The 11,452-nt window shown below is 73.2% G+C and carries 9 protein-coding genes and 1 pseudogene; 3 read left to right on the top strand and 7 right to left on the bottom strand.

What is annotated here, in order from left to right; all coding sequences use genetic code 11:
• Positions 1–305 precede the first annotated feature (305 nt).
• Positions 306–941, top strand: a complete 636-nt coding sequence (locus AC3ERT_RS13825) for a DUF1697 domain-containing protein (protein ID WP_435174243.1) — start codon at positions 306–308, stop codon at positions 939–941.
• 33 nt (positions 942–974) lie between these two features.
• Here the strand turns inward: AC3ERT_RS13825 and AC3ERT_RS13830 are convergent, their stop codons facing one another.
• From AC3ERT_RS13830 to AC3ERT_RS13860, 7 genes are all read right to left on the bottom strand, one after another.
• Positions 975–1,715 (bottom strand): N-acetylmannosamine-6-phosphate 2-epimerase, encoded by a 741-nt coding sequence (locus tag AC3ERT_RS13830; RefSeq protein WP_435174245.1) that lies wholly within the window; start codon positions 1,713–1,715, stop codon positions 975–977.
• Positions 1,712–2,614, bottom strand: coding sequence for an ROK family protein (locus AC3ERT_RS13835; protein ID WP_435174247.1), 903 nt, complete (start codon positions 2,612–2,614; stop codon positions 1,712–1,714). The genes AC3ERT_RS13830 and AC3ERT_RS13835 overlap by 4 nt, the downstream gene beginning before the upstream one ends.
• Positions 2,611–3,540: a dihydrodipicolinate synthase family protein gene (locus tag AC3ERT_RS13840; protein WP_435130118.1), complete on the bottom strand. Its 930-nt coding sequence runs from the start codon at positions 3,538–3,540 to the stop codon at positions 2,611–2,613. Before AC3ERT_RS13840 ends, AC3ERT_RS13835 begins: the two co-directional genes overlap by 4 nt.
• Positions 3,537–4,649: an oligopeptide/dipeptide ABC transporter ATP-binding protein gene (locus AC3ERT_RS13845; protein WP_435174248.1), complete on the bottom strand. Its 1,113-nt coding sequence runs from the start codon at positions 4,647–4,649 to the stop codon at positions 3,537–3,539. The genes AC3ERT_RS13840 and AC3ERT_RS13845 overlap by 4 nt, the downstream gene beginning before the upstream one ends.
• The gene (locus tag AC3ERT_RS13850) at positions 4,646–6,700 is read right to left on the bottom strand and encodes a dipeptide/oligopeptide/nickel ABC transporter permease/ATP-binding protein (protein WP_335979038.1); all 2,055 of its coding nucleotides are present in this window, start codon (positions 6,698–6,700) and stop codon (positions 4,646–4,648) included. Before AC3ERT_RS13850 ends, AC3ERT_RS13845 begins: the two co-directional genes overlap by 4 nt.
• A 1-nt stretch (position 6,701) precedes the next feature.
• A complete protein-coding gene (locus tag AC3ERT_RS13855; RefSeq protein ID WP_335979036.1) occupies positions 6,702–7,652 on the bottom strand; it encodes an ABC transporter permease in 951 nt (316 codons plus the stop codon).
• Between the two features lie 78 nt (positions 7,653–7,730).
• A complete protein-coding gene (locus AC3ERT_RS13860) occupies positions 7,731–9,335 on the bottom strand; it encodes an ABC transporter substrate-binding protein (RefSeq protein WP_435174250.1) in 1,605 nt (534 codons plus the stop codon).
• Between the two features lie 267 nt (positions 9,336–9,602).
• Here AC3ERT_RS13860 and AC3ERT_RS13865 point away from each other — a divergent pair.
• Both AC3ERT_RS13865 and AC3ERT_RS13870 read left to right on the top strand, forming a co-directional pair.
• A pseudogene (locus tag AC3ERT_RS13865) lies at positions 9,603–10,289 on the top strand (FadR/GntR family transcriptional regulator); the annotation flags it as partial.
• 240 nt (positions 10,290–10,529) lie between these two features.
• On the top strand, positions 10,530–11,452 hold a 923-nt coding region (locus AC3ERT_RS13870), incomplete at its 3' end, for an acetylxylan esterase (protein ID WP_435174252.1).

An 11,452-nucleotide genomic window follows, 5' to 3' on the forward strand; every position in this document is an offset into this window, starting at 1 on the left:
TAACGACCGCCGGCCGCGCCGAACCGTTCCGGCGTACGTGCCCTACCTCGAAAGAGGGACATCCGGCATAGTCCGCATGGATTCAGGAAAAACAGACCTACAGCGGATCGGATCGCGGTGGTGCCCGAATCACCCCCGCCCCCGGGCCGCACCCCCACACGCGCAGCACTCCTCTGTACGCGCACCCGCGCGCCCGGGCGCACCCGCATCCGCGCACCGGCCCGCGCTCCCCTCCGCGCACCCGCAACGCCCTTGCGCAGCGCGGAACACCACCGCCACGCACCCTCACGACTACCTTTACGGAGGTGACGAAACCCAGGACGCCGCTCTCACCGAAGACCGCGGACCCCGCGGACCCCGCGAGCACCGCAGACCTCGCGAGCACCGCGGACCCGTCCGCCACGCGCTACGTCGCGCTGCTGCGCGGCATCAACGTCGGGGGCCACGGACGCGTCCCCATGGAGACACTGCGCGGCCGGCTCACCGACATGGGCGGCACCGCGGTGCGCACTTACCTGCAAAGCGGCAATGCCGTCTTCACCCACGGAAAGGAGGAGGAACCGCGGCGTCTGGAAGCGGAGTTGGAGCAGCGCATCGCGAACGAGCTGGGGCTCACCATCACGTGCATGGTCCGGGCGGCGACGGACCTGCGCCGCGTGGTGGACGCCAACCCGTTCCCGATGGAGGGTGTGAACGGTTCGCGGTTCCTGGTGATCTTCCTGTCCGGGCCGCCGCCCCAGGACAAGCTGGCCACCCTGGACCTGGCCGTCTACGCCCCCGACGAGTTCCGGGCCGGTGAGCGCGAGATCTACGCCCACTTCCCGGACTCGATCCGCAACTCCAAGCTGGCCGCCCGCTTCTCGGACCGCTGGCTCGGCCTGGCCGCGACCGCGCGCAACTGGAACACGGTGCTCAAACTCGTCGAGTTGAGCGGCGAGTAGGCAGGCGTCCCCGTCCCCACCCGCACACTTCGCCTATCCGGCGGGCCGCCCCATCCCCTCGGCGAACCAGCGGGTGAGGCTGGTCGGGTGGGTGATGGCCGTGCCCACGACCACCGCGAAGGCACCCGCGTCCAGGGCGGCGCGGGCCTGCGCGGGAGTGTGGATGCGGCCCTCGGCCACGACCGGGACGGACAGCACCGCCGCCAACCGGGCGACGAGTTCGAGGTCGGGCCCCTCCGGGTGGGGCGCGTCACCGACGTGCCCGGAAAGAGTGGTGCCGACCAGGTCGGCCCCGAGTTCAGCAGCCCGCACGCCCTCCTCATAACTGGAGACGTCCGCCATGAACAGGCGGTCGTCCTGGTGGACGGCGGCGACGGTCTGCTCCAGCCTCTCGCCACCGGGCCGCGGGCGGAAGGTCGCGTCGGCGGCCACGATGTCCGCACCGGTCGCCGCGACCTCGCGGGCGTGCCGCACGGTCGGGGTGATGTAGACGCCCGAAGTGCCGTCCTTCCAGAGGCCGATGAGCGGGACATCGGTCACCGCGCGGATGGCGCGCAGGTCGTCCAGGCCCTGAGCGCGCAGGCCGGCCGCGCCGCCGGTCAGTACGGCGAGCGACATCTGACGCATGATCAGCGGGTCGCGCAGCGGCTCCCCCGGGTACGCCTGGCAGGAGACGATCAGCTGCCCGCGCAGGCGTTCCAGGACGCCGTCACGTGACCGGTGCCCTCCACCCGTGCTTCCGGGGCCCGGCAGGAGGCCGTCGGTGCCGCTCACACCAGCACCTCCCGTCCGAGGTAAGCGGCACCGTAGAGCGCCGCGTCGTCGCCGAGGGCGCCGGCGAGCACCGGGGTGGCGGCCACCGCGGGGAGGAGGTGGGCGGCCACGGTCGTCCGCAGCGGGTCCCACCAGAAGGGGCCGGAGCGGCTGACGCCGCCGCCGAGGATGACGAGGTCGGGGGCGAGGAGGTTGACCAGGCCGCCGATGGCCTCGCCGAGCGCGGTGGCACCGGTGCGCAGGACGGTGCGGGCGACCGGATCGCCCTCCTCAGCAAGGGAGTTGACGTCCGGAAGGGTCGCGCCCGAGGCCCCGGCGAGTTCCCGGTAGGCGGCGGTCATCGCCGGTCCGGAGGCTGCGGCCTCCGCGTGGCCGCGGCCGCCGCAGGGGCAGGGCAGTCCGGCCGCGGCCGGCACCGGCAGGTGGCCCGCCTCGCCGGCCGCGCCGCCGGCCCCGTGGTGGACGCGGCCGCCGATCAGGACGCACCCGCCCACCCCGGTACCGACGGTGAGGAGCAGGACGCAGGTGTGGCCGGCGGCGCGGCCGAGCCAGTGTTCGCCGAGCGCGTGGGCGTTGACGTCGTTGTCCACGGCGACCGGGACCTGGAGCCGGGCGGCGAGCTGCCCGCGCAGGTCGGTACCGCCCCAGCCGGGCAGCGCGGAGGTGGCCGAGCGGACGCGGCCGGTGTGCGGGTCGATGACGCCCGCGCTGCCGACGCCGACGGCGGCCACCGGTCGGCCGAGCCGGGCCACCGCCCGGGCCGCCGCGTCGAGGACGGCGGCAGGCCCCTGGGCGGCGGGGGTGGCGAGCGAGGTGCGGTCGAGCAGCGTGCCGTCGGGCGTGATCAGGGCGGCGGCCGTCTTGGTGCCGCCGATGTCGACACCGGCGAGCAGGGTCACCGCAGCCCCGTCTCTTCGAGGATGGCGGCGATGCGGCCGGTCTCCTCCGCGGTCAGCGGGCGCATCGGCGGGCTGACGGTGTTGGCGGCGATCACCCCGAGGACGGCGAGTGCGGTCTTGAAGGCGCCCAGTCCGGCAGCGGTCCCGGAGGCGTCCGCCGGGTCGGCCGCCTCGACGATGCGGAAGAGCCGGGCCAGCCGGTCCTGTTCGGCGCGGGCGGCGTCCCAGTCGCCGCGCGCGGCCGCGTCGTGCAGCCGCCGGTACCCGCGCGGGTCGACGTTGCCCAGGCCCGGCACCGAGCCGTCGGCGCCGCCCAGCAGCATCGCGTCGACGACGACCTCGTGCCCCGTCAGCAGCGCGAACCCGGACTGCCCGCGCAGGTCGAGGGCGAGTTGGCGGAAGGACACGTCGTCGCCGCTGGAGTCCTTCACACCCGCCAGGACGCCGTCGGCGGCCAGCGCCAGCACCAGCTCGCGGGAGAGCTTGCTGTGCACGCACACCGGTATGTCGTAGGCGAGCAGCGGCAGTTCGCAGGCCGCGGCGATCTGCCGGAAGTGCCGGTCGATCTCCGTGGGGTGGGTGCGGGTGTAGAAGGGGGCCGTCGCCACGATCGCCTCGACGCCCTTCGCGGCCGCCGACCGGGCGCGCTCGATCACCTTGTTGGTGGTGGTCTCGATGGCGCCCGCCAGCACCGGCACCTGGCCCGCCGCGGTCTTGACCACCACGTCGAGGACCGTGTCCTGCTGGTCGTCGGTCAGGTAGGCGACCTCGCCGGAGCTGCCCAGCGCGAAGAGGGCGTCGACACCGCCGTCGACGAGGTGCCGGACCACCCGCTCCAACGACACGGTGTCGACGGTGCCGTCGGCGGTGAGCGGTGTGACGACGGGCGGGATGACTCCCGAGAAGGGGGCGGTGCGGGGCTTCACGAACTGCTCCTTGTGGCGGGCCGCGTGGCGGGGTCGGTGTCCGCCGACGCGGGACGGGATGCGGGGTGGGATACGGGACGGGATGCGGGATGGGCGGAGGGACTCGGCGCGGCATCAGGTGCGTCGACCGGCGCGGCGGCCGGCGCGACGGCCGGCGCGGAGTTCTGCGGGTGGACGCAGTGCCAGCGGTGCGCGCCGTCCTCGGTCGGCGCCGGGAAGACGTCGGCGCACGCGTCGTCCGCCTTCCAGCAGCGGGTACGGAACGGGCAGCCGCTCGGCGGGCGGATGGCGGACGGGACCGGCCCGTTGAGCACGATCCGATCGACGGTCTCCAGCAGGCTGGGCGTCGCGGAGAAGAGCGACTCGGTGTAGGGGTGGGCGGGTGTCCTGGAGACCTCCGCCGCCGGGCCCTCCTCCACGATCCGGCCGAGGTAGAGCACCGCGAGCCGGTCGGAGAGGTGCCGGACGGTCTGGATGTCGTGCGAGATGAAGACCATGCCCAGGCCCAGTTCGGCGCGCAGGTCCATCAGCAGGTTGAGCACCTGGGCGCGGACCGACACGTCCAGCGCGCTGGTGGGCTCGTCGGCGACGATCAGCTCCGGCCCCAGCGCCAGTGCCCGGGCGATGGCGACCCGCTGGCGCTGCCCGCCCGAGAGCCGACCGGGCAGCGCCTGCACCGTGTGGGCGGGCAGCCCGACCAGGTCGAGGAGTTCGACGACCCGGCGCTCCCGGTCGCGGACCGTGCCGCGCCGGTGCACGTCCAGCGGGTCGCGCAGGATACGGCCCACCGGCATGCGCGGGTTCAGCGCGGTCGAGGCGTCCTGGAAGACCACCCCGACCGACGCGCCGAACTCGGTACGGCGCCGGGCGGCGGGCAGACTCCACAGGTCCTCACCGCGGAAGAGCACCCTGCCCTCCGTGGGCCGCTGCAAGCCCGTCAGGACCCGGGCCAGCGTGGACTTGCCGCACCCGGACTCCCCGACCAGTCCGACGATCTCACCGCGGTCCACGGTCAGTTCGGCCCCGGTCAGGGCGTGGACGTGGTCGTGCCCGAACAGGCCGCCGCCCCGGGCCCGGTGCCGGACATGGACGTTTTCGAGCCGGATCATCGTCCGCTCCTTTGCAGCAGTACGGGTTCGGCCGGGTGGTGGCAGGCGAAGCCGTGCGGGCCCGCCGGGGCCGGTGCCGACGCCGGTTCCCCGGCCGCGCGGCCGCCCAGCACCGGCGCCGCCGTGCGGCACAGCTCCGTCGCCGCGTCACACCTGGACGCGAACCGGCAGCCGGCGCCGAAGTGCTGGGGCGCCGGCACCACACCGCGCACCTGGTGCAGCCGGGCCGCCCCCGACTCCAGCGAGGTGACGGAGCCGAGCAGCCCGCGCGTGTAGTGGTGGGCGGGGTCGGTGAGCAGCGCGCGGGTGTCGCCGGTCTCGGCGACCTGCCCGGCGTACATCACCGCGACCCGGTGGGCGAGCCCGCTGACCAGCGCGAGGTCGTGGGAGACCAGGATCATCGCGAAGCCCAGCTCGTCCCGCAGCCGGACCAGCAGTTCGACGATCTGGGCCTGCACGGTGACGTCGAGCGCGGTGGTCGGTTCGTCGGCGATGAGCAGCCGCGGGCTGCGGGACAGCGCCATCGCGATCAGCACCCGCTGGCGCTGGCCGCCGGACAGCTCGTGCGGGTAGCTGCGCAGGGTGCGGTCCGGCGACAGGCCGACCAGTTCGAGGAGTTCGGCCGGGGTGCGCGTGCCGCCGCGTGCGGTGAGCTGGCGCAGTTGGCGCCCGACCAGCACGGACGGGTTGAGCGAGGACATCGCGTCCTGGTAGACCATCGCGATCTCGCTGCCGGCCAGAGCGCGGCGCTGCCGGGGAGCCATGCCGAGCAGTTCCCGGCCGCGGTACGCGATGGAGCCGCTCGCCTCGGCGTTGCGGGCCAGCAGGCCCATCACGGCGAGGCTGGTGATGCTCTTGCCGCAGCCGGACTCCCCCACCAGACCGAGCGTCTCGCCCTCGCGGACGGTCAGCGAGATGCCGTCGACCACCGGCACGTCGCCGTACCGGTCGGGGAAGCGGATCGCCAGGTCGCGGATGGCCAGCAGGTCCGGCGCGTCGGCCGCGACCGGGCGGATCGCCGGCGGGCGCTCGGTCATCCGCTCGGCGAGCAGGACGAGACTGCGCTCGACGGCCGCGCGGGCGTCGCCGCCTTCCACCGCGGTGGCCTCGGCAGCGCCGCCCTTCGCGGAACCGCCCCCGGAGGCGGCCTGCACGCTGCCGCCCCCCGCAGCGGCGCCCGCCTCGGCCCCGGCCCCCGGCGACGCCGACGCGTCCGTCAGCCCCTCCGACAGCACGTTCAGCGCCAGCACCGTGACCAGCAGCACCAGCCCGGGGAAGAAGGTCGCCCACCAGCCGCCCGACAGCAGGATCTGCCGGCCGTACGACAGGACGTTGCCCCAGCTCGGCTCGGGGTCCTGCACCCCGGCGCCGATGAACGACAGGCTCGCCTCGAAGATGATCGCCTCGGCGACCAGCACCGTCGCGAACACCATGACGGGCGCGGCGCAGTTGACCGCCACGTGCCGCACCACGATGTACCCGCGCCGCGCGCCGATGACCTTCTCCGCGGCCACGTAGTCCTCGCCGTACTGCGCGAGCACGTTGGCGCGCACCACCCGGGCGAGCGAGGGCACGTACACGAAGGCGATGGTGAGGATGAGGACGGGCACGCTGGAGCCGAAGACGGTGACCAGGACGGCTGCCAGCGCGATCGGCGGGAAGGACATCACCACGTCCAGCACCCGCATGACCGTCTCGTCGCCCCACTTGGGCGAGGTCGCGGCGAGCGACCCGAGGAGCGCGCCCGCCAGGACGGCCACGGCCGTCGAACCCAGGCCGATCACCAGGGAGTAGCGCGCGCCGTAGACGACCCGGGCGAAGATGTCGCGGCCGAGCCGGTCGGTGCCGAACAGGTGGTGGACGCTCGGCGCGTCGACCGGCACACCGGTGGTCAGCGGGTTGTCCGCGATCAGGGGTGCGCAGATCGCGGCGAGCGCCACGACCACCAGCACGGCGAGCGCGATCCGCGAGGCCGTGGGCAGGGCGCGCAGGCGGATGCCCGGGCGCGAGAGTGTGGCCACGATGCGTCGCGGGCCAGTGAACAGGAACATCTCACACCGTCCTGATGCGCGGGTTGACCAGCAGGTAGAGCAGGTCGACGACGACGTTGACGACCAGGAAGGCGAGCGCGATCGTCAGGACGGTGCCCTGCACCAGGGCGACATCGCCGCCGGTGACGCCCTCCAGGATGAGCTTGCCCATGCCCGGCAGGTCGAAGATCGTCTCGATGACGACCGCGCCGCTGAGCAGGTAGCCGACCTTGACTCCCAGCACGGTCAGCGGCGTGACCAGCGCGTTGCGCAGCACGGAGCGTACGACCAGCAGCGGTGGCAGGCCGTTGCCGGTGGCGGTGCGGACGTAGTCGCGGTCGAGTTCGGTGACCATCGAGGTGCGGATCAGCCGGGCCAGCGAGGCCGCGACCGGTACCGCGAGCGAGATCGACGGCAGTGTCATGCACTTCAGCCAGCCGGTGAAGGAGTCGCCGGGGTTGACGTATCCCCCGGTCGGGAAGAGCGGGCTGTCCAGCGCGAACCGCTGGATCAGCAGCACGCCCAGCCAGAACGACGGCACCGCGACTCCGGCCATCGACAGCACCCGGATAACGTGGTCGGGCCAGCGGTCCCGGTACACCGCGCCGACGACGCCGAGCACGACGGCCAGCACGATCGCCAGCGCCAGCCCCAGCAGCGTCAGTTGCAAGGTGAGCGGGAAGGCGACGGCGATGCGGTGGGCGACCGGCTGGCTGGGCGGCACCGTCACACCGAGGTTGCCGTGCAGCAGTTGGACGATGAAGTGGTAGTAGCGGACGGGCAGCGGGTCATCGAGCCCGTTCGCCCTGGCGAACGCGGCGCGGGCGGCGGCGGTCGAGTTCTCCCCCAACGCGTTGTAGGCGGGGTCCGCGGGAGAGAACTGGAGCACGACGAAGACCAGCAGGGTGATGCCGAGGATCATCGCCGGCATGATCGCCACGCGGCGCAGCGCGAGCCGGAGGAATGCGAACATCGGGTGTTCCTAGCGGTAGGTCCTGGACGACGAACGGTGCGGGCCGGCGGCTGGTGCGGCAGGAGCCGGCCCCGCGGGTCAGGACGGGGACACACCGAGGAACGACAGCCCGGTCGTCGGCACCGGGCTGAACCCGGCCAGCGCGGACTTGTTCCAGGCGGTGGGCAGCTTGCGGTGCAGGATCGGGTAGAGCGGCACCTGGTCGGCGACGATGTCGTTGACCTGGGCCCACAGGGCGGTGCGCGCGGTGGTGTCGGCGCTGCGCGCGGCCTGGTCGAGCAGCGAGACGACCTGCTTGCCCTTGGCGGTGCCCGACCAGTGGTAGCGGGTCTGCGGCCAGGTACCGACGTAGAACCAGCGCATCAGCAGGTCCACGTCGTTGCCGAACACCGAAGGGTCGCCGGGTGCGACCAGCAGGTCGTAGTCGCCGGTGTCGACCTTCGCGTACTGGGCCGAGGACTGGCCGATGTCGAGCGTGGTCCTGACGCCGGCCGCGTCCCAGCTCTCCTTCACCAGCGGCGCGATGTCCTGCACCCAGGAGGTGTCGGTGGTCAGCGCGGTCACCTTCAGGGCGCTGACGCCGGCGGCCTTCAGCAGTTCCCTGGCCCTGGCGGGGTCGTGGCCGTAGACCGTGCTCGCCTTGACGTAGTCGGGGTGGCTGGGCTGGAGGTAGCCGCTGGCCGCGGTGGCCTGCCCGGACATCGCGGTGGCGATGATCTTCTCGGTGTCCAGCGCGTAGTGCAGGGCCTGGCGCACCCGGGGGTCGTCGAACGGCTTCTTGGCGCAGTTGAACATCAGGAAGAGGTTGCCGAAGGAGGCGGCCGACTCGACCGTGGAGGTGCGCTTCAGGCCGGCCATGTCGATGTACGGCACGTCCTCGATGGCCTCGACGCGGCCGGACTCCATCGCGCTGACCCGGGCGGAGGCGTCGGAGAGCAGGTTCCAGGTCATCGAGGCGGCCTTGGCCGGGTAACGTCCGTTGTACTTGGCGTACTTCCTGAAGACGATCTTGTCCTCACGGGTCGCCGACACCAGCGCGTACGGACCCGAGCCGACCGGTTCGGCGTCGAACGCCTTCTCGTCGGCCTGCACGATCTTCTTCGGGACGACCTTGACCACCGATATCCGCGACGGGAACAGCGCGAAGGGGTACTTCAGCGTGAACTCGACGGTGTGCGTGTCGACCGCGCGGGCGGCGTCGAGGAAGGGCAGGAACTGCGCCATCAGCGAGGCGTTCTTCGGGTCGAGGATGCGCTCGACGCTGAAGACGACGTCGTCGGCGGTGACCGCGGAGCCGTCGTGGAAGGTCGCGCCCTCGCGCAGCGTGGCGCGGTACGTCGTCGCGTTCACCTTGGCCGGCATCGCGGTGGCCAGCGCCGGGCGCGCCGACAGGTCGACCGGGTTGAGGTCCACCAGTCCCTCGAAGATGTGCCAGTTGGCCGCGACCGGGGTGGCGCCGGAGGAGGTCATCGGGTCGAAGCCGGTGGAGAGCGCGTACGAGATGCCCGCGGTGATCGTGTCGCCGCCCGCGCCGCCGTCGGTGGCGGCGCCGCTTCGCGTGGTCGAGGCGGGGCCGCCGCAGGCGGCGAGGGTGCCCGTGAAGGCGGCGGCCGCGCCGACCGCCCCGGAATACCGCAGGAATGCGCGGCGATCGACTCTGGCGGGCGTCCGTCGAGAAGACACAGGAACCTCCGGAACAGGAAGGGACGGCAAGGCGAAGCAGCAGGGGCGGGCGGTGGCCGGGCGGCCGGGCGGAGCCGCCGCACGGCCGCTGGGCGGCCGCCGGGTGGCTTTCCGGCGCGGGTGAGCCGAACATCGAGAACACCCTGCGCAACATAGGACATCAGATGTCTGATGCCTGGTAGGGTGGACCGTAGTCGTCAGGACGAGAGGGGTCAAGGGGTGGACGCAAGTCGCAACTCCGGCAGCGGGCGGGGGCGCCGTCTGCTGATGCACGAGGTCAGCGAAGGCATCAAACGTTACATCTTGGACAACGGGCTCCGTCCCGGCGACCCTCTGCCGACCGAGAACGAGCTGTGCGAGGCACTGGACGCGAGCCGCTCCAGCATTCGCGAGGCCGTCAAGACCCTGGATGTCCTCGACATCGTCGAGGTGCGCCGCGGCCACGGCACCTACGTGGGGCGGCTCGGGCTGTCGGCGCTGGTGGAGAACCTGACCTTCCGCGGCCTGCTGGACCGCGACGACGACATGCAGCTGATGCTGGACCTGGCGGACATGCGGGAGCTGTTCGAGCGCGGCATGGCCGACCGGATCGTCGCCGCGCTCGACACCGCGGACCTGGACACCCTCGACGGCCTGGTCAGCGACATGGAGGCATCCGGCAGCGGCGACGGGACCGGCTTCGTGGAGGCCGACCGCACCTTCCACGCGCTCCTGGTCGCCCCGCTCGGCAACGAACTGATCGGCCAGCTCTCGGCCGCGTTCTGGGACGTGTACATCATCGTCGCCCCGCACCTGAACGGGATCAGCCGGGCCGACGAGGTCGAGACCGTGCACCACCACCGCCGCATCGTCGAGGCCGCCCGCGCCCGGGACGCGGCGGCCTTCGCCACGGCCGTCTCCGACCACTACACGCCGGTCCGCCGCCGGATCGCGGACGCGCGGACGGCCGGTGCGCAGGACGGCGGAATGCGGGGCGGAACGCAGGACGGCGCAACCCGGGAGGCCGGGGCCGAACAGGCCGCACCGCAGGAGGGAACCCCACGCCGGAAGGCCCCCGCCTCCCGCGAGACGCCGCTCGTCGCGCCCCGGCGCACCAAGCACCGGCTTGACGCCGCCGAAGGCTCCGCCTAGATTCCCGCCGGACAGAGACATCAGACATCAGATGTCCCGCCATCTTCCTCGCGAGGAGCCGGCATGCCCCTGACCGACCTCACCCTGGCGGAGTGCCTGGACTACCGCGCCCGGCAACCCGCGCCCGCCGGATTCGACGCGTTCTGGGCCCGGACCCTCCAGGCGGCCGAACAGGCCGCCCGGCCACCGCGCTTCGACCCGGTGGACGCCGGGCTCGCCGCCGTACGCGTCCTGGACGTCACCTTCTCCGGGCACGGCGGCGAGCCGGTCCGCGGCTGGCTGCGGCTGCCCGCCGCCCCGGCCGGGGCGCTCGGCTGCGTGGTGGAGTACCTCGGCTACGGCCGCGGCCGCGGCCTGCCGCACGAGAACCTCACCTGGGCCGCGGCCGGCTACGCCCACCTGGTCATGGACACCCGCGGCCAGGGCTGGTCCGCGGCGCCGGGCGCGACCCCCGACAGCGGCGGCAGCGGCGACGGCCCGGTGCCGGGCTTCCTCACCCGCGGCACCGGCCGCCTCGACGACCACTACTACCGGCGGCTGCTCACCGACGCGGTGCGCTGCGTGGCCGCCGCCCGCAGCCATCCCGAGGTCGACCCCGACCGCGTCGTGGTCACCGGCTTCAGCCAGGGCGGCGGCATCGCGCTGGCGGTGGCGGGCCTGGTGCCGGGGCTCGCCGGCGCCATGCCGGACGTCCCGTTCCTGTGCCACATACGGCGCGGCGCCGAGCGCGCCGCGCTGCCGCCGTACACCGAGATCGCCGCCTACCTCGCGCTGCACCGGGAGCGCGCCGAAGCCCTGTTCGCCGAACTGGACCACTTCGACGGCCTGCACTTCGCGCCGCGCGCCACCGCCCCGGCGCTGTTCTCGGTGGCGATGATGGACCAGATCTGCCCGCCCTCCACCTGTTTCGCGGCCTACCACGAGTACGCCGGCCCCAAGGAGGTGGCGGTCTACCACTACAACGGCCACGAGGGCGGCGGCGAGTT

The sequence above is a fragment of the Actinacidiphila sp. bgisy145 genome (assembly GCF_057708125.1).